Raw genomic sequence first — 16,742 nt, 5'->3', positions numbered from 1 at the left:
GCGGTCGCGGCGGACAACCGCCGCGATCTGTCCTACCTTGCGCGCCATCGGTCCCGGCTGCCGGCCGGGGCCCTCGAAAAGCGAGTGGGACCATGATCGACGCGGCGGCCCTGCGGCCCTGGCTCAACCACGTACTTCGCGACGCGACCATTCCGGAACTGCCGGGCCACTATCAGGGCAAGGTGCGCGAGAATTACGACCTGCCCGACGGCCGCCGCATCATTATCGCCACCGACCGCCTGAGCGCCTTCGACATCAACCTGACCGCCCTGCCCTTCAAGGGCGAGGTGCTGACGCAGACGGCGCGCCACTGGTTCGACCAGACGGCCGACATCTGCCCCAACCACGTCATCGAGTATCCGGACCCGAACGTCCTGGTCTGCAAGCGGCTGACGATCCTGCCGGTCGAGATCGTCGTGCGCGACTATCTCGCCGGCACCACGTCGACCTCGATCCTGTCGATGTACAGGGCGGGCGCGCGCGAGATGTACGGCACGCGCCTCCCCGACGGCCTCCGTCCCAACCAGAAGCTGCCCGAGACGCTGATCACCCCAACCACCAAGGCCTTCCACGGCGGCCACGACGAGCCGCTGACCGCATCCCAGATCCTGTCGCGCGGCCTGCTTTCCGCCGCCCAGTGGGACGAGGTCTGCACCAAGGCGCTGGCGCTCTTCGCCCGCGGCCGCGAGATGGCGCGCGACCGCGGTCTCATCCTGGTCGATACGAAATACGAGTTCGGCGTCGACGAGGCCGGCCGCATCATGATCGCCGACGAGATCCACACGCCGGACAGCAGCCGCTGGTGGTTCCTGGAAACCTACGATGCGCGTTTCGCCGCCGGCGAGCGGCCCGACAGCTTCGACAAGGACTATGTGCGCAGCTGGGTCTCCGCCCGCTGCAACCCCTACAAGGACCCGATCCCGACGATTCCGGACGACGTGGTCATCGGCGCCGCCCTCGCCTACATCCAGGCCTTCGAGCGCATCACCGGCCGCACCTTCGAAGTGCCCGCCGACCGCAGGCCGGTGCTGGACCGCATCCGCGCCAATCTGGCGCCCTACATGCCGGGGTAAGCCCTACCGAACCTCGCTGTCCGCCCGATCCTCTTCCAGCATCCGCTCCGTCTGCTCCCGGCGATGGCGCGCCGCCTGCTCGTCCTCCAGGCTCCGCTCCAGCGTGTCCCGGCTGCCGGTCAGCGGGATCGCCTGGACATCCTTCGGCCGGCGGTCGGGCGGCGTCACGATGCCGCCGGAGACGACCATCTTGATCCCCTCCTCGACCGTCATGCCCAGCACGATCACGTCGCGGCGCGGCACGAACAGCAGGTAGCCGGACGTCGGGTTCGGCGTCGTCGGCAGGAAGACGTTCAGCACCTCGTCCTCGGTCAGATTCTGGATCTCGCCCTCGGTGACGCCGCTGACGAAGCCCAGCGCCCACATGCCGCGACGCGGATACTCGATCAGGACGACCTGGCGGAACGCGTCCGACTTCTGTGCCAGCACCGTCTCGAAGATCTGCTTCATCGCGCCATAGACGCTGCGCACCACCGGCATCGCCGCCAGGATGCGCTCGCCCAGCGACACGATGTAGCGGCCGGCGAGGTTCGCGGTGAAGGCGCCGATCAGCATCATCGCGAGGATGAAGAGCAGCAGGCCGAAGCCCGGCACGCGGAACGGTACCCAGTCGGCGATGTCGTAATGCGGCGGGATCAGACCGCGGACCTGATTGTCGAAGAAGCCGATCACCTCCCAGGCGAGCCAGATCGTGATCGCCGCCGGCGCCGTGACCAGGACGCCGGTGAAGAAATAGGCGCGCAGCCGCGCCCGGAAGATATTGCGGATCGCGCGTATCCGGCGGCCGATGCGCGACTCCCGCCTGGGCCTCGGCACCGCCGCCTCACCGTCGCTGCTGTCGCTCATCCCGTGCCCAACCTGCCGCCCATGGGTGAAACCGATCCGCGTGAACTGCCGCCCATGCAGATGCTCAGGGCGTCGACATGAGAAGACCGACGAGCCCGATCATCGAGGCATTGTAGTCGATGGCGTTCTCGTTCGTGGCATAGGACCGCGCGTCGTCGACCCAGCTCAGCAGGCCCCGCCCCTTGGGCGCCACGGGGTCCGTCGCGCCGGGAAACGGCCCCCCGGCGAGATAGCCCGGCACGTAGATGCCCTGTGCCTGCAGCACCCGGTGATGGATGTGGCGCACCGGATCGGCGCCGACACCGGTGACGAAGCTGCGCTCGAACGGGTTGCGGCCGAGCAGATAGTCGAGCTGTCCGACCGCCGCCGCCAGATAGTCGGCCCGGCCGGTCAGACGATGCGCCAGGACGAGTGCGATCCCCTCCTCCGCCACCATCTTGTTGGAGCCCCATTTCAGCCGCTCGATGGCGAGCCCCCAGGGTGCCGACGCGGCGCGGCGCAGCAGCTGGTCGGCCCGCGCCAGCAGCTTTTGGCGGATCGCCGGGCGCAGTCCCGCCCGGTCGTCGAGCCGCGGCGCGAACAGGTAGCTGGTCAGGCCGAGCGACGACGGGTCCTTCCACTCGAACAGGGTGAAGTCCGTGCGGGGCATGAGTGCCGCGAACGCGCGCTGGAACGGCGCCTCCCCGGTTGTGACGTATAGCTCGGCCGCCGCCCAGGTCCGGTCGTCGCGGTCGTGGCGCAGCGTCTCCTCACCGTCGAGCGGCGGATTGTAGAGATACATGCCCGACCCGGCGTCGTCGCCGGCGCGCCAGTCGACCTGCTGCTCCGGCACCGTCTCGAGCCACGCCCAGGCCCGCCGCGCCGCATCCAGGTAGACCGCGCCGGCCGGTCCCCAGATCCGCGCCGCCATCGCCATCACCGCCGCGAACTTGGCCGTCTCGGGCGACGCGACCCCGTAGACGTAGCGGGTCTGCCGGTCGGATTCGGGCAGGACGTCGCCCGGCCACTGCGCGCCGGACAGCTTGCGATACACCGCACCGTCGGCCCGCTGCATCCGCAGCAGCCAGTCGAGGCCCCACGCCATCTCGTCCAGCAGGTCGACGGCTCCGTTGCCGCTTTCCGGGATCGACAGCTGCCCGTCGCCGAAGAGGGCGGGCTGCATCTCGTAGAGCGACAGCAGCCGGCCGATCGTCGTCGTCGCAGTCGCCACGTACTTCCCAAAGTCGCCGGCGTCGTGCCAGCCGCCGCGCGCATCGATCCGCGTGCCGGCGGGATTGAAGCGGTCGCCGTGCAGGATCACGCCGTCGTCCTGGTGGCAGGCGGCATGCGCGACGCCCGTCGCCGGGTCGCGCACCGCCGTCCCGCAGCGCTGCAGCCAATAGGTCCGGAGCATAGCCACAAAGGCGAGGTCGAAGGCCAAGTCGTCGACGACGAACCCATGCGACTGGACGCCGTCCGCTTGCAGCCAATATCGACCTGGGCGACGGACCGCACTGAAATCCACCGTCGCCACCTGAAGCCCGGTATCGGGGTCGCGGCGCGACCCCCCGACCGGTACGGAAGCGACGGTCCTGCCGCTCGCTTCTTCGACGACCGATACGTCACCGGCTGCGGCCGGACCCGCAAGGAAGGCCTGTTTCGGATGCCTCGGCAGATAGCCGGCCTGATTGACGGCGATCATCGGTCGAACCGCGGCCGCGGCGCGTCCGAATCCGCCCCCGAGCCCGGGCAGCAGGGTCGCCCCGGCCGCGAGCAGGCCTGCGGTGCGTGCGAAACCGCGGCGCGTCATCACGCCGCTCGCCCCGGCACCGGCGCAGCGCAACATAGAGCGCCCATCACGGCGGATGTCCCGTTCCATTCCGTCGCAGTTCCGATCATGGCGGAGAGCATGCAGACCAGTGCTGAACAAGTCGTGGACGGCAGGCCGGTTGGCAAGACCGGCGCACCTCCGGCCCGCATCGCCGCGATGGCGACCGCATCGCCGCGCCACATGATCCGCCAGGAGGACGTGGCGGCCATGGCGGCCGGGATGTTCGGCGGGCGGCTGCCGGAGTTCGACCGCTACAGGCCGGCCTATGTGAACGCCGGCATCGACACGCGCTACAGCTGCGTGCCGCTGGACTGGCACGACACGCCGCACGGCTGGGCCGAACGGTCGGCTCTCTTCGTCGACAGCGCCCTCGCCCTGCTCGAGGAGGCCGCCCGGCGCTGTCTCGCCGAGGCCTACGTGCTGCCCGAGGAGGTCGACGCCGTCGTCACCGTCTGCACCACGGGTATCGCCACCCCCAGCCTGGACGCCCGCCTGCTCGACCGGCTAGGGCTGCGCCGCGACGTGGTGCGCCTGCCGATCTTCGGCCTCGGCTGCGCCGGCGGCGTCCTCGGCCTCGCCCGCGCCGCCGACCTCACCCGCGCCCTGCCCGGCGGCAAGGTGCTGTTCCTCGCGGTCGAACTCTGCACCCTCACCTTCCGGCCGGACGACGCCTCGAAGAGCAACGTCATCGCGACCGCGCTCTTCGGCGACGGTGCGGCGGCAGTCCTGCTGGACGCCGGCGGCGACGGGCCGGCGATCGCGGCCAGCGGCGAGCATACCTGGCCGGCCTCCCTGGACGTGATGGGCTGGGACGTCGCCGACGACGGGCTCGGCGTGATCTTCTCGCGCGATATTCCGACGCTGGTCGAGCGCGACCTGCGCCCGGTCGCCGACGCCTTCCTCGCCCGCAGCGGCCTGCGCGGCGCCGACCTCGACGGCCTCGTCTGCCACCCCGGCGGCACCAAGGTGGTGGCAGCGCTGGAGCGCGCCTTCGACCTCGCGCCCGGCACCCTGGCGGAGGAACGCGCCGTCCTGCGCGACCACGGCAACATGTCGTCGGTCACCATCCTCCATGTCCTGGCGCGAAAGCTGCGCCGCGGGCTGCGCGGACGCCATCTCGCGACCGCGCTCGGGCCCGGTTTCACCGCCGGCTTCGTCCTGCTGGACTGCTGACCGTGGCTTGGCTCGTCCTCGGCTTCGTCGTGGCCCAGCGCCTATCGGAGCTGGTAATCGCCCGCCGAAACGCGACCCGCCTCCTCGAACAGGGAGGCCGCGAGGTCGCCGCCGGCCACTATCCGCTGTTCTTCGTCGTGCACGGCGGCTGGCTGGCCGCGATAGCCGCCTGGATCGCGGCGGGCGCCGAGGTAAACGGTGCGTTCCTCGGGCTCTACGTCCTCATTCTCGCCTTCCGCGCCTGGGTGATGCTGGCGCTCGGCCGCCGCTGGACCACCCGCATCCTCGTCGTGCCGGGCGAGGCGCCGGTCCGCCGCGGCCCCTACCGCTTCCTGCGCCACCCGAACTACGCGGTCGTCGCCGCCGAGATCGCCGTCGTCCCGCTGATCTTCGGCGCCTGGCCGGTCGCGCTGGTCTTCACCCTCCTCAACCTGCCGCTGACCCTCTGGCGAATCCGCGCCGAGGAGGCGGCGTGGAGCGGGGCGGGCACCCCGCCCTAGCGCCCCTGGAACACCGGCGTCCGCTTCTCCGCCCAGGAGGCGAGGCCTTCCTTGATGTCGTCGGACTCGGCGCAGGCCTTGCGGCTCTCGTTGATCGTCGCCGAATCGGCCGTGCCCGCCGCGATGGCGTTCAGCGCCCGCTTCATCCCCTGCACCGCCAGGGGCGCATTCGCCGCGAGAATGCCGGCCAGCGCATCCACCCGCGCCGCCAGCTCTTCCGGCGCCACCAGTTCGTCGACGAAGCCGATCTTCAGCAGTTCGTCCGCCTCGACCGGCTGCGCCGTCAGGAACAGCCGCTTGGCCGTCGACAGGCCGAGCCGCGTCGCATAGCGTCGCAGGCCGCTCTCGTAATAGTGCAGCCCCAGGCGCGCCGCCGGCATGAACATGCGCATGCCGGTCGTGCCGATGCGGAAGTCGCAGGCCAGCGCCATGTCGGTCGACCCGCCGTAGACGCCGCCGTTCAGCGCCGCGATGGTCGGCACGCGCAGCGCCTCCAGCTGGTCGACGACCCGCGAGAACAGGCTGTCGCCGTCGTCGGTCTCGGTCTTCTGCCGATCCGACAGGGCGCCCAGGTGATAGCCGGAACTGAAGGTCTTGCCCGTGCCGGTGAACACCAGCACGCGCACCGCGGGGTCCTCCTCGACCGTCGCCAGGAAATCGTGGATCGCCAGCAGGTCCGCCGGCTCGATCCGGTTGTGCTGGCGCGGCCGGTTCAGCCGGATCGTCGCCCGCCCGCCGTCGATCGCACAGATCGGTCCCGTACCTTCCGCAGCCGCTTCCATCTCGTCCTCCGTTGCTTCGGGCGGAGCCTAGCGGTTCGGTCGCGGTCTGTCATGGAGCGGCGGGCGCCTTTGCAGCTGGCACCGCCGTCGCAGACGCTGCATCATGCCGGTGTCATGCCGCCGTGTCCGAAACCATGACCGAGACAGACGTCGGCTTCGCGATGCCGCGGAACCTCGTCGCCCGCGGCTTCGCCGTCCGTCCGCGCGGACCCGAGGACACCGACTTCCTGCGTGAGCTCTACATCTCGTTCCGCTGGGCGGAACTGGAGGCGGCGGGCTGGCCCGAGGCGACGCGGCGCGCCTTCCTCGCCGATCAGTTCCACCTGCAGGACCACCACTACACCAACCACTACACCGCTGCCGCCGCCTTCCTGATCATCACCCGGGACGGGGCTCCCGTCGGCCGGCTCTACATCGACCGGGGCGGGGTGCGCGAGATCCGGCTGGTGGACATCATCCTGGTCCCGACGCTGACCGGCCAGGGCATCGGGTCGGCGATCGTCCGCGCCCTGCTCGACGAAGCCGCCCGCACCGGCCGCTTCGTCGGGCTGCATGTCGAGAGCGACAACCCGGCACGCCGGCTCTACCTGCGGCTCGGCTTCCGCGACCGCCGGCCGGAGGGGCCCTACCGGTACATGACCTGGGGCGACTTCGGCGGCGACGCCGATGCCGCATCCGACGCCCTCAGCTGAAGACGATCTGGTAGCGGACGGTACCGTCCGGGTTCCTGCCGAGCGGCCCCATGAACAGGCGCATCTGGCCCATCGTCTCGTGAGACAGCAGGACCTCCTGGCCGTCGATGGCAATGTCCGTGCGGCTGCCGTCCAGAAACAGGCTAAACCGTTCGCCCTCAAATCCCGTCAGAGCGGGCTTCCGGCTGACCTTGCGCAGGGTCAGCCGTTCGACCGGAGCCCCCTCCTCGCCCGAAGGCACGTCGAAGGGGCTGCCGACCACGGCTTCGAAATCACCGGCGGTGAGATCCGCGAGGGACCTGAGGGGAACTCCCTTCATGCCTGTATTCCCCGTTGCCTAATGGATAGCCGTTCGACTAGCATCTTTAGGTGTAGAACGGTAGACAGACGACACCATAAGAAGCAGCGCGTCGGCAGCCCCGTTGCGCGTTCAGCGGGCAGACGATGCGAACGTATGAGGGTAATGATGGAAGACCGCCTTTTCGATCTCCCCGCCTCTGTACCCGACGCCTCCGGGAAGGCCAGCGCGCGCAAGACTTGGCGCACCCCCAGCCTCACGATCGTAGAGGTCGGAGGCGTGACGCTAGGCTCTGATTCCTACACAAGCGACGGTCTCGATGGTTCTTGAGGGTTCCGGGTCGACCACCGCCCAGCCCCGGCAGTCTGGGTGAGTCCCAGACAGCGGGCGCCTTTGAGGCTGCGCTCGACCCTTTGCCCGCAACGTCCGATCCCCGCGAGGATGACGCACGATGGACCCCTTCATTGGTGAGATCCGCATCTTCCCGTTCGGCTTCGCGCCGAGCGGCTGGGCACCCTGCGAGGGTCAGGAACTGCAGGTCAGCCAAAACCAGGCGCTGGCGGCGCTGCTCGGCAACACCTATGGCGGAAACTGGCCGACCACGTTCAAGCTGCCCGATCTGCGCGGCCGGTCCCCGATGGGACAGGGCCAGCACAACGGCTACAGCTACGCCATGGGCAACGCCGTGGGCAGCCAGACGGTCACGCTGACGCCGGCCCAGCTGCCGCAGCACACCCATACGATGCTCGCCCTGAGCACCGAGGGCACGCTCACGGTCCCGACGACGACCACCGGGATCAGCGGGATGCTCGCCGACAGCGGCGGCAGCAAGGTGCAGCCGGACGGGCCGGAGATCTATGCCGCCCCGCCGCCGACCACGACCCTCACTCCGCTCCGCCCGGAAGCGGTGGCGGCGACCGGTGGCGGTCAGGCTCATCCGAACGAGCAGCCCAGCCTCGCGGTCTACTACTGCATCGCCACCACCGGGCTCTGGCCGCCGCGGGACTGAACGGCGCGCGTCTCATCGCCGGGTGGACCGCCGCCACCCGAAGATGCCGCGCCGGGCGAAAGCGAAATTGTCGACAGGGTGAGCCACGATGGACGGATTTCTGGGCGAGATCAGGATGTTCGCCGGCAACTATGCGCCGGAGGACTGGGCGATCTGCGACGGCACGCTCCTGCCGATCCCGGGTAACGAGGCGCTATATTCGATACTCGGCGTCAAATACGGCGGTGACGGAATCACGAACTTCGCGTTGCCGGACCTGCGCGGCCGACTGGCGGTACACGCCGGACAGGGGCTGGGCATGCCGTTCGTGCATCCCCTCGGGCAGACCTTCGGCACCGAAACCGCGACGCTGACGCAGGAGACCATTCCGCCGCACAGCCACGGCTGGGAGACGTATCCGCAGCCGTCGACGACCGAAGCGCCTGCCGCAACCATGCTCGCGACGAACGTTCCGAGCGCCGCGGCGCCCACCTTCGCGGGCATCTACAGGACCACGGCCCCCACACCGAGCAATGTCGGCCCCATGGCGTCTCAGGCCATAGGATCGACCGGTCTCGGCGGGGCGCACGCCAACGTCATGCCGGGGCTGGTGATCAGCTTCATCATCGCCCTCAAGGGCAACTACCCGACCCGTCCCTGAGGAGAAGCGATCATGGCCGATCCGTTCTACGGTGAGATCCGCGCGTTCGCCTTCCCCTTCGCGCCCGTCAACTGGGCCTACTGCAACGGCCAGGAAGTATCCGTACAGCAGAATCAGGCCTTGTTCGCCGTTATCGGCACCATGTACGGCGGTAACATCGCTCAATACAGGTTCAACCTGCCGAACCTGCAGGGACAGGTCGCGGTCGGATCCGGCACCGGGCCGGGTCTCACGCCCCGTACCGTCGCGCAGCAACTCGGCAGCGAAACCGTGACGCTGTCGATTTCCCAGATCCCGCCGCACACGCACACGGCACAGGCGCTCAACGAGACGGTCGTGACCGATGCGACACTGACGCCGTCGAGCGACGCCATGCTGGGTCGGGCGCTGGGCGCCACCCCCTATCAGCCGTACCCGAACCCGCTGCCGTCTCCCTCGCCGGTAGTGATGATGGACTTGCGCAGCCTCACCCAGACCGGCGGCAACCAAGCCCACGAGAACCGGCAGCCTGCGCTCACGCTGAACTTCTGCATCTGTGTCTATGGCGAGGTGTTCCCGGTCCGGCCCTGACGGCGACCGCCCGAACCATCAAAAGAGGTCTCCCGGCGGCCCTGGCACGCCGATTGCTGCGATACGGCCACGCAGTTCCGCACCCGCGAGGCCTCATCCCATGGACGTCGGCGTCTTCATTCCGATCGGCAGCAACGGCTGGCTGATCTCCACCACCTCGCCGCAGTACCGGCCGTCCTTCGACCTCAACCGCACGGTCGTGGAAAAGGCCGAAGCGTTCGGCTTCGATTTCGCACTGTCGATGATCAAGCTGCGCGGCTTCGGCGGCCCGTCGCAGTTCTGGGACTACAATCTGGAATCCTTCACGCTGATGGCCGGCCTCGCCGCCGTCACCAAGCGCATCAAGCTGTTCGCCTCGGTCGCCGTGCTGACCATGCCGCCGCCCTTCGCCGCGCGCATGGTCTCCACCATCGACTCCATCTCGCACGGTCGCTTCGGCCTCAACATCGTCTCCGGCTGGCAGAAGGCCGAGTACGACCAGATGGGCATCTGGCCGGGCCAGGAATTCTACGAGCACCGCTACGAATATTGCGGCGAATACGTGAAGATCATGCGCGAGCTGTGGGAGACCGGCCGGTCCGACTTCAAAGGCCGCTTCTTCCAGATGGACGACTGCCGCATGCTGCCGCAGCCCTCCGCCCCGATCGAGATCATCTGCGCCGCACAGAGCGACAAGGGCACGAAGTTCGCCGCCGAATACGGCGACTATAATTTCTGCACCAGTTCCGGCGTGAACCAGCCGACGCGCTTCGCGCCCAGCGTCACCCGCCTCGTCGCCGAGACCGAGCGCACCGGACGCGACGTCGGCGCGCTCGTCCTCATGATGGTCGTCGCCGACGAGACGGACGACGCCGCTATGGCCAAGTGGGAGCACTACCGCGCCGGCGCCGACCACGAGGCGCTCGCCTGGCGCGACGCCCAGGCCGGCGCCGATCCCAACCCCGACCCCTACGCCACGCCCAACCGCCACAAGCTCCAGGGCCCCGGATCGCCCACGAATCAGGCGGTCCTCGTCGGCTCCTACGCCAAGGTGGCGGCGATGCTGGACGAGGTGGCGGCCGTCCCGGGCGTGCGCGGCGTCATGCTGACCTTCGACGACTTCGTGATCGGCATGGAGCAGTTCGGCCGCCGCATCCAGCCGCTGATGAAGTGCCGCCAGGGCCGCGACACCCTCGCGGCGGCCTGACCCGAGGTCCGACGGCCGACTTCACCGGCGACCGGACGTCGTTCGGAGCTACCGCCCGACAGTGTGCCGCCCGATCCGGCCGGCGCCTTTGGTGGGGGGCAACCACGCGGCCAGCAACGTGTGAAGCGGGCATGCATCGAGCCCGTCCAGGCCGGGCAGACTGGCGATGATCCAGTTGCCGCCGCTGTTGCCCTCCAGCACGACCGGACCGGCGTCGGTCAGGATGACGTCCCAATGAACCAGCGGCAGCGACGGCAGGGCCGCCATCGCACGCAACGCCATGGCGGCAGCCGCCTCGAAGTCCGGCACGGGGCGTCCGGCGAGCGGTGCGCGGTTCCACTTCAGGCTCGCCAACCTGTCCTTCGGCGCCCCGAGAGACAGGCCGCGCCCGAGCCGCGCGCCGTCCGGATCGACCGGCACATGGACGGCGCCTTTGAGGAAATGGCGCGGATCCCGCCCGGGGACGGCGATGGTCAACAGGGCCGCGTGCAGGAACGGCGGTTGCCCGGGCCGGCGGGCCGTCGCCAGGCGCAGGACGGGCGCGCGACCGTCCGCGACCAGATCCGTCATGTCCGATCGCGCATGCTGCCATTCCTGCAAAAGCAGGTCGTCGCCGCGCGACAGCCGTTCCAGGCGACGGCACAGCATCGACGGATCGACCGACCGGCCACCGACCCGCCAGACGCCGCCGGCGCAGTTGAGGGCGAAGGCTCCATGGCCACCCCGCCCCTTGCGCGGCTTCACGAACAGGTCGCCCCCGGCGGCCGATGCCGCAGACAGGTCGACCGGCTCACCCCGGCGGTACACGCCGTGCAGCGACGGAAAGACGACCCCGGCCGGCGCCAGCCGCTCGGCGGCCGCCAGCTTGTCGGCCAGCAGCGCATGTCCCGCCGGATCGCCCAGTCGCCTGAGCAGGAGGCTGGCGGAGCGCGACGGCAGCGGGTGACGCCCGCCATGCAGGGTCCGCCAGACGTGAACGTCGAGCGGATCGCCGCCGGACAGCAGGCAGTCCCGGAACAGCCGCCGTCCCGCCGCGCGATCCAGGCCCAGGCGTGCGGCGAAGGCCCGGCTCCGCACCAGGGCCGCCACCGGCCAGACCACACGCACTGCCGGCCCGACCAGCCCACGCAGGGGCCGAGGAACCGTATGCCGCCACTCCGAGGCGGCCCACTGCCGCAGTTCCGCGAACACGGGGTCCGGCCCGTCCGACCATCCGAGACCGTCCCAGGGAAGGCGCCGCCAGAGCCGCGTCAGCATCCGCCCGTCCGGCGCGAAACCGGCCGCCCGCGCGGAGACCGCACTGCCGTCAACCTCGCGCCCCTTCCCCTGGCGGCACGGTGGAAAGCCGCCATGCCGCTCTCAGGAACAGCACCGCCATGAGGGGCGACCAGACCGGCATGCCCCCGGCGAGCGTGCTGGGGCTGGCGCGGACGAAGAGATGCGCCCGCTCCGGTCCGGGCAGCTTCTCCAACCCCGCCTGAATCGCGCCGAGGTCGAACATTTCCGTCGCGACGGGCGAGGGCGTGGCACGCAACGCCGCGATCTTCTTCAGAAGTTCGGCTCGGCACTCGGCATACCGCGTGAACCGGTCGTCGAAGAGCCCGACCTTGTGCCGCGCGAGCCTGACGGAGTCCGGGAGGATGCCGTGCATGGCCGCTCGAAAGGGCTGCCGGCTCTGCCCGTCGTGCAGGAACATCTGCACGGGAAGCGACAGGATGAAATCGACGACGCGTCGATCCAGCAGGGGGAAGCTGACTGCCACCCCATGCCGGGCCGCCATGATGGAATAATAGGTGCAGCGCGACGGGATATGGTGGTCGGCGAAGGCCAGGGTTCGCTCGGCGGGCGTGTTCGTCTGCAGCACGGTCGGCAGGCGCCGCGCGAGCACCCGATCCACGATATCGGCGCTGAGGTAGGCGGCGACACCGTCCCGCTTGTCGGCCATTCGTGGAATCCGGCGAAGAGCCTGCCGCAGGGGCCAGGGCAGCAACGGGCCGATCAATCGGCTGCGGATCGCGCGGGCCAGAGACATCCCGTCGGTGCGCGCCCGCGCCTTGAGTTCGCGCGTCAGGGCGATCAGGCGCCCGTTCCGCAACAGCGTCGCATACAGCTTGGCGCCATTGTAGGTCGCCCCCTCGTCCCCGCCGACCCCGCTGAGCACACGATCCGCCCCGTTGGCCGCGGCGCCGGCCAGCATCCGGTCGTCCGCACCGTCGATGATGCTTCCGGGCCAGTCCGGATCCTCCGCCAGCCCCGGCATGGGCAGAACGTCATGGACCAGGAGATGGGCCACATCCTTCTCCTGCTCCAGCACATCGGCGATCAGGGGACGCTCGTTCAACTCGGCCGGCCCTAGCGCCGTTGGCATCGTCTTGCTGAGTGCCAGCACCCGCCCGCCGCGGCGGCGCGCCGCGCGGGCGGCCAGCACGGTGACGGCGGAACTGTCTAGCCCCCCGCTGAGGTCGCAGGCGACGGGTCCTTCCGCCGGCAGACGGGCCGCCACGGCCTCCTGCACCAGGCCGCGCAGCGTGGCCGCCGCCTGCTCGCGCGTGCCGCGCCAGCGCCCGACCCTGGACGGATCGGGGCGGTAGGCGCGGTGCGGTCGCGGCGACGACGTGTCTCGCAGGCTGACGTGCAGACTGTGCCCGGCCTGCAGATACGAGATCTCGGCGAACCCGCTGTTCGCGCCGGTGAAATAGGATTGGAAGAGGTGGGCGCCGAGGGCGACCGGATCGATGGCGGGAGAGGCCAGGCCGCTGCCGTGCAGCCCCTTCGGCAGGCTGGCGAAGGCCAGCCATCGCCCCGGCCGCCACGTCCAGGCGAGCGGGCGGGCACCGATGAAATCGCGGCCCAGCCAGAGTTCTTCCGTGTCGCGTCGCCACAGCGCCACGGCGAAATCGCCGTCGACGTGATCCGGAAAATCTGGCCCGTGCCGCTGGAGGGCCTCGACCATGGCCGCTTCCGCGCTCGATGCGCACCTGTCCAGGCGCGCATCGGCGGCGACGACCCAGCCTTGCCGGTCGACTGGACCCGCGCCGGCCCCCGCGAAGTCCAGCACGGCGAGCCCCAGAGGTCCCTCCAGCCGCTTCGAGACGGTCGGGGAGAGCCCGCCCGCGATCATGGCAGCCGCCATGCCGTCGAGGACCGTCTCGGTCGCCGCGATGCCGTCGAAGCGGAGCAGACCGCAGATCAGGCGCATCGGATCACGCTTCGGTCACGAGACCACGCTCGCGCAAGCCGGTGAGAAAGGTCGACACCGCCTGTCGGCAGGCATCCGGCGCAACGTCGAATTCCGCCAGGAGCCCGGCGACGATCCCCGCCTCGTCGACGGGTTCGGCGAGCAGGTCCCAGATCCGGGCCGCGACGGGGTTCAGGCTGTGATAGCGCCCGGTGTCGGCGTTCAGCAGCAAGGTGACGTCATCGACCGATGCCTCGAAGACGTCATCGGCCCGGCGCAGCAGCTGGTGCATCTCTTCTCCTGGACGGGAACCTGCCGCAGCCTCTTTCGGCCCCGGTACCCTATGCAGTGATCGTCAGGTGTTCGTCTGGTAGCCGAAGCACGTCATGACGGGCCCGAAACGCTCCTCGATGGTCCGGATCTGGCCAAGGGTCAGCACGTCCTTCCACTCCCCGGTCCGGCCGGACCGGAAGAACCGCTCCTGGCCCTGCATGCGCTCGCGGAAGCCCTTCTCGGTCTCCTGTCGCTGCAGTTCTTCCAGTCGAGAGTTGGCCACGGCGCGCTGGATCTCCGCTTCCGTCGCATGGCCGTTCAGAAAGGCGATCACACTTTGGAAAGTGCCGAATGCGTCCCGGTGCATGTCTTCATAGCGAACGACCTTAATCGGCGTGCGACTCTGCTCGGTCCATCCCGAGGCATGGCTCGGCCAATCGCCCAGCAGTTGAAGGACCTGCAACCCGCCGCCGATCACGCGCTTCTCATCGGCCATCAGTGCGATCGCTTCGTCCAGCGACGCGCTGGCGTGATGAGACAGCGATATGGCGACATCGCGGGGATCGCGGACGATATAGACGGCGGCACGCGCACCGGTGCCCAGGACAGGCGTCCCGGCGTGCCCCTCGAACCGCTCGTGCGTCTTGCAGAAGAAGGGCGATGTCAGGCCGGCCGCGACGGAGTCGCAGTGGAGCGCCCGCATCCGCTCCAGTTCCTCCCCGTCGAACAGGTCGGCATCGACGAGCATGTCGTCGCCGAACCGCCAGCAGCTGCCGAGCGTGGTTTCTGCCGAGAGGTTGTTGATGCTGGCCGGTTCCGCCGCGTCCGCCAGCAGATTGGAGAGGAGTACCCGCATCCAGGTATTGCCGGACTTCGGGTAGGAGGCGAGCCAGACGAGGCCCGGAGGGAAGAAGGCCACCCGTTCCTCCTCAGGTCGAAGCGTCCCAATGGGCCGTCAGCCGCGCCACCGTATCGTCGAGTTTCGCGAAGTCCCGCGGCCGGTGCAGGCGATAGACCGGAGCATGCGACAGGAGCGCCGCCATGCGCGCCGGCGGCCGACCCTGCCGGGCGTAGGCGAGGGCCAGCCGCCGCCGATAGGATTGGCGCAGGAGGACGTGTACCGCATCGAGTGGCGACAGGCGGGTGATTCCGGCCGGGTACGCCGAGTTGGCGTCGGCGAGCACATAGACTGCCGCCAGAGGCACGCCCGCGTCACCGTCGGCGTCGCTTGCCGGGGCGGTCACGTGGAACTTTTCGACCTGCTGGCGCACCTTGGACCCGACCGCTCGCTGCAGCCCCACCTGTTCGATGCTGTCCGGATAGAGGCGCAGTACCCGCCCGTCGGGCTGGACCGTCGGGGCGCCTCCCTCGGCCTGTTCGACCGAGCACAGATCGTCCGCCAGGAGCCGGCAGCCGGCTCGGCAGAGGGCGCCGGCGAGGGTGGATTTTCCGGCGCCGCTGGATCCGCAGAAGGCGAAGGCACGTCCTTCGTGGACGACGACCGATGCGTGCAGGAGCAGGGCCCCGCGCTGATAGAGGATCGCGGCCAGGGCCGTCCCGGTGGCGAAGACCAGAATGTCGTCCACGGCGACGCCGGGGGCGGGCTGCAGCGTCAAGCGACGCCCCTCCTCCGCCATGAAGCCGCCGATCCCCGGCAAGGTGAGCAGGAAGCGGGTTTCATCCGCCGACCACAACGCCGCCTGGTGTCTTGCGTTCTCGATCCGCTGCGGAACCTCGCCAAGTGCCATGATGACGTCGGGGGAACGGTCCGTATGCGGATCCAGGGGGGTTCGCATCGGCAGAACCACCTCGGATGCCACTTTCAACCCGCACATACGATATTGAAGGGGCGGACGGGGTACGCTCTCGCTCATGCATACCTTCTGGTCGGGGAAGCCGGATGGGATCTTCCTCGGGACATCAAGACACGGCAGTTGCGAGCAGCTGCGCGATCGGGTCTGTCTACATGCAGCCTAGGCTGCAGACAACTCGCGTGGGTCTTGCTGGCGACGTCCACCATCGGCAATAGTGCGCTCGTACGGCTCTACCGAAACCGGAGTGCAATCGTGAACAGGTCTCCCGCTTCGACCTCGGTCTCCGGCGATGGTCCGGTGCCCAGCACCCGTAAGGCATGGCAGACGCCGACCATCGAGGATGCGGACGTCAGCGCCGTCACCGAGGGCGCTGGCACCTCGGGCATGGAGGGAACCAATTTTCTGAAGCCTGGGTCCTGACCGGGCGTTGCGGCAGGACATGATCCGGTCGAACGGTCTCTGAGGATCACTCCATCGGCCATTCATCCCCTGCATGAAGTCTCCGGCGCCGAAGGCGGCGCATGGACAGCCACGCCGCCTTCGTGTCACGCTGCGTCGACCCGCGGCTTCATGGAGACGGCGCCGATGATGAAGGAGCGGTCCTTTCCGATCGCGAACATCTACGTGCCCGCGAAGCTGCGCGGCACCCTCGACCCGGCGAAGGTCGAGAAGCTCGCCGAGAGCATCCTCGAGGAGGGCCAGCAGTCGGCCATCCTGGTCCGGGCCGACGGCGAGCGGTTCGTCCTGATCGAGGGCCTGCACCGCCTGGAAGCCTGCAAGCTCCTCGGCGAGACGACCATCACCGGCCTCCTCATCCGCGCCCGCCAGCACTGACGGCACGGCGCCGACCCCAACCCCGGCGCCCCTGGCACGCCGATTGCTCCGTACCGGCCACGCA

The 16,742-nt window shown here is 69.4% G+C and carries 19 protein-coding genes; 10 read left to right on the top strand and 9 right to left on the bottom strand.

Annotation, left to right across the window (positions count from 1 at the left end; translation table 11 throughout):
• Positions 1-92 precede the first annotated feature (92 nt).
• Positions 93-1,073, top strand: coding sequence for a phosphoribosylaminoimidazolesuccinocarboxamide synthase (locus ABIE65_RS04880; RefSeq protein WP_354075971.1), 981 nt, complete (start codon positions 93-95; stop codon positions 1,071-1,073).
• A 3-nt stretch (positions 1,074-1,076) separates the two neighbouring features.
• Here the strand turns inward: ABIE65_RS04880 and ABIE65_RS04875 are convergent, their stop codons facing one another.
• Both ABIE65_RS04875 and ABIE65_RS04870 read right to left on the bottom strand, forming a co-directional pair.
• On the bottom strand, positions 1,077-1,919 hold the full coding sequence (locus tag ABIE65_RS04875; RefSeq protein ID WP_354075970.1) for a DUF502 domain-containing protein: 843 nt from the start codon (positions 1,917-1,919) through the stop codon (positions 1,077-1,079).
• Between the two features lie 64 nt (positions 1,920-1,983).
• A complete protein-coding gene (locus ABIE65_RS04870) occupies positions 1,984-3,708 on the bottom strand; it encodes a glycoside hydrolase family 9 protein (RefSeq protein WP_354075969.1) in 1,725 nt (574 codons plus the stop codon).
• 99 nt (positions 3,709-3,807) lie between these two features.
• Here ABIE65_RS04870 and ABIE65_RS04865 point away from each other — a divergent pair, with 99 nt between their 5' ends.
• Together ABIE65_RS04865 and ABIE65_RS04860 are read left to right on the top strand one after the other, a co-directional pair.
• On the top strand, positions 3,808-4,902 hold the full coding sequence (locus ABIE65_RS04865) for a type III polyketide synthase (protein WP_354075968.1): 1,095 nt from the start codon (positions 3,808-3,810) through the stop codon (positions 4,900-4,902).
• A gap of 2 nt (positions 4,903-4,904) precedes the next feature.
• Positions 4,905-5,402, top strand: a complete 498-nt coding sequence (locus tag ABIE65_RS04860; protein WP_354075966.1) for an isoprenylcysteine carboxyl methyltransferase family protein — start codon at positions 4,905-4,907, stop codon at positions 5,400-5,402.
• Here the strand turns inward: ABIE65_RS04860 and ABIE65_RS04855 are convergent.
• On the bottom strand, positions 5,399-6,184 hold the full coding sequence (locus ABIE65_RS04855) for an enoyl-CoA hydratase/isomerase family protein (RefSeq protein WP_354075965.1): 786 nt from the start codon (positions 6,182-6,184) through the stop codon (positions 5,399-5,401). The two genes, ABIE65_RS04860 and ABIE65_RS04855, sit on opposite strands and share 4 nt — an antisense overlap.
• A gap of 134 nt (positions 6,185-6,318) precedes the next feature.
• Between ABIE65_RS04855 and ABIE65_RS04850 the strand changes: the two genes are divergently transcribed.
• Complete coding sequence (locus ABIE65_RS04850; protein WP_354075964.1) at positions 6,319-6,876, top strand: GNAT family N-acetyltransferase; 558 nt, start codon at positions 6,319-6,321, stop codon at positions 6,874-6,876.
• Here the strand turns inward: ABIE65_RS04850 and ABIE65_RS04845 are convergent.
• Positions 6,869-7,195: a DUF6916 family protein gene (locus ABIE65_RS04845; RefSeq protein ID WP_354075963.1), complete on the bottom strand. Its 327-nt coding sequence runs from the start codon at positions 7,193-7,195 to the stop codon at positions 6,869-6,871. The genes ABIE65_RS04850 and ABIE65_RS04845 overlap by 8 nt on opposite strands.
• A 430-nt stretch (positions 7,196-7,625) precedes the next feature.
• On the opposite strand from ABIE65_RS04845, the gene ABIE65_RS04840 reads away from it, so the two are divergent.
• From ABIE65_RS04840 to rutA, 4 genes are all read left to right on the top strand, one after another.
• A complete protein-coding gene (locus ABIE65_RS04840; RefSeq protein ID WP_354075962.1) occupies positions 7,626-8,183 on the top strand; it encodes a phage tail protein in 558 nt (185 codons plus the stop codon).
• Between the two features lie 88 nt (positions 8,184-8,271).
• Positions 8,272-8,823, top strand: a complete 552-nt coding sequence (locus ABIE65_RS04835; protein WP_354075961.1) for a phage tail protein — start codon at positions 8,272-8,274, stop codon at positions 8,821-8,823.
• 12 nt (positions 8,824-8,835) lie between these two features.
• The gene (locus ABIE65_RS04830; protein WP_354075960.1) at positions 8,836-9,393 is read left to right on the top strand and encodes a phage tail protein; all 558 of its coding nucleotides are present in this window, start codon (positions 8,836-8,838) and stop codon (positions 9,391-9,393) included.
• A gap of 100 nt (positions 9,394-9,493) precedes the next feature.
• Positions 9,494-10,579, top strand: coding sequence for a pyrimidine utilization protein A (gene rutA / locus ABIE65_RS04825; RefSeq protein WP_354075959.1), 1,086 nt, complete (start codon positions 9,494-9,496; stop codon positions 10,577-10,579).
• A gap of 48 nt (positions 10,580-10,627) precedes the next feature.
• On the opposite strand, the gene ABIE65_RS04820 is transcribed toward rutA, so the two are convergent.
• The 5 genes from ABIE65_RS04820 to ABIE65_RS04800 all read right to left on the bottom strand — a co-directional run bounded on the left by ABIE65_RS04820 (position 10,628) and on the right by ABIE65_RS04800 (position 15,826).
• The gene (locus tag ABIE65_RS04820) at positions 10,628-11,836 is read right to left on the bottom strand and encodes a sugar-transfer associated ATP-grasp domain-containing protein (protein ID WP_354075958.1); all 1,209 of its coding nucleotides are present in this window, start codon (positions 11,834-11,836) and stop codon (positions 10,628-10,630) included.
• Between the two features lie 49 nt (positions 11,837-11,885).
• Positions 11,886-13,778 (bottom strand): asparagine synthase-related protein, encoded by a 1,893-nt coding sequence (locus ABIE65_RS04815; protein WP_354075957.1) that lies wholly within the window; start codon positions 13,776-13,778, stop codon positions 11,886-11,888.
• 4 nt (positions 13,779-13,782) lie between these two features.
• The gene (locus tag ABIE65_RS04810; RefSeq protein WP_354075956.1) at positions 13,783-14,049 is read right to left on the bottom strand and encodes an HPr-rel-A system PqqD family peptide chaperone; all 267 of its coding nucleotides are present in this window, start codon (positions 14,047-14,049) and stop codon (positions 13,783-13,785) included.
• 63 nt (positions 14,050-14,112) lie between these two features.
• Positions 14,113-14,949 (bottom strand): sulfotransferase domain-containing protein, encoded by an 837-nt coding sequence (locus tag ABIE65_RS04805; protein WP_354075955.1) that lies wholly within the window; start codon positions 14,947-14,949, stop codon positions 14,113-14,115.
• Between the two features lie 10 nt (positions 14,950-14,959).
• A complete protein-coding gene (locus tag ABIE65_RS04800) occupies positions 14,960-15,826 on the bottom strand; it encodes a hypothetical protein (protein ID WP_354075954.1) in 867 nt (288 codons plus the stop codon).
• A gap of 270 nt (positions 15,827-16,096) precedes the next feature.
• Here ABIE65_RS04800 and ABIE65_RS04795 point away from each other — a divergent pair, with 270 nt between their 5' ends.
• Positions 16,097-16,264, top strand: a complete 168-nt coding sequence (locus ABIE65_RS04795) for a hypothetical protein (protein ID WP_354075952.1) — start codon at positions 16,097-16,099, stop codon at positions 16,262-16,264.
• A 165-nt stretch (positions 16,265-16,429) separates the two neighbouring features.
• Positions 16,430-16,678 carry a ParB N-terminal domain-containing protein gene (locus ABIE65_RS04790; RefSeq protein WP_354075951.1) on the top strand — a complete coding sequence of 83 codons (249 nt, stop codon included), beginning with the start codon at positions 16,430-16,432 and terminating at the stop codon, positions 16,676-16,678.
• The last annotated feature ends 64 nt before the right edge of the window (positions 16,679-16,742 follow it).

This window comes from Constrictibacter sp. MBR-5, assembly GCF_040549485.1.
In the GTDB taxonomy this organism is placed as follows: Bacteria; Pseudomonadota; Alphaproteobacteria; order JAJUGE01; family JAJUGE01; genus Constrictibacter.
The sequence above is the reverse complement of the archived record's forward strand: the minus strand, read 5'-3'. Positions and strand labels throughout refer to the sequence as shown.

Coding starts and splice junctions, on each gene's coding strand:
- ABIE65_RS04880 (WP_354075971.1), top strand. CDS start 93: ATGATCGACGCGGCGGCCCTGCGGCCCTGGCTCAACCACGTACTTCGC.
- ABIE65_RS04875 (WP_354075970.1), bottom strand. CDS start 1,919: ATGAGCGACAGCAGCGACGGTGAGGCGGCGGTGCCGAGGCCCAGGCGG.
- ABIE65_RS04870 (WP_354075969.1), bottom strand. CDS start 3,708: ATGACGCGCCGCGGTTTCGCACGCACCGCAGGCCTGCTCGCGGCCGGG.
- ABIE65_RS04865 (WP_354075968.1), top strand. CDS start 3,808: ATGCAGACCAGTGCTGAACAAGTCGTGGACGGCAGGCCGGTTGGCAAG.
- ABIE65_RS04855 (WP_354075965.1), bottom strand. CDS start 6,184: ATGGAAGCGGCTGCGGAAGGTACGGGACCGATCTGTGCGATCGACGGC.
- ABIE65_RS04850 (WP_354075964.1), top strand. CDS start 6,319: ATGACCGAGACAGACGTCGGCTTCGCGATGCCGCGGAACCTCGTCGCC.
- ABIE65_RS04845 (WP_354075963.1), bottom strand. CDS start 7,195: ATGAAGGGAGTTCCCCTCAGGTCCCTCGCGGATCTCACCGCCGGTGAT.
- ABIE65_RS04840 (WP_354075962.1), top strand. CDS start 7,626: ATGGACCCCTTCATTGGTGAGATCCGCATCTTCCCGTTCGGCTTCGCG.
- ABIE65_RS04835 (WP_354075961.1), top strand. CDS start 8,272: ATGGACGGATTTCTGGGCGAGATCAGGATGTTCGCCGGCAACTATGCG.
- ABIE65_RS04830 (WP_354075960.1), top strand. CDS start 8,836: ATGGCCGATCCGTTCTACGGTGAGATCCGCGCGTTCGCCTTCCCCTTC.
- rutA (WP_354075959.1), top strand. CDS start 9,494: ATGGACGTCGGCGTCTTCATTCCGATCGGCAGCAACGGCTGGCTGATC.
- ABIE65_RS04820 (WP_354075958.1), bottom strand. CDS start 11,836: ATGCTGACGCGGCTCTGGCGGCGCCTTCCCTGGGACGGTCTCGGATGG.
- ABIE65_RS04815 (WP_354075957.1), bottom strand. CDS start 13,778: ATGCGCCTGATCTGCGGTCTGCTCCGCTTCGACGGCATCGCGGCGACC.
- ABIE65_RS04810 (WP_354075956.1), bottom strand. CDS start 14,049: ATGCACCAGCTGCTGCGCCGGGCCGATGACGTCTTCGAGGCATCGGTC.
- ABIE65_RS04800 (WP_354075954.1), bottom strand. CDS start 15,826: ATGCGAACCCCCCTGGATCCGCATACGGACCGTTCCCCCGACGTCATC.
- ABIE65_RS04790 (WP_354075951.1), top strand. CDS start 16,430: ATGATGAAGGAGCGGTCCTTTCCGATCGCGAACATCTACGTGCCCGCG.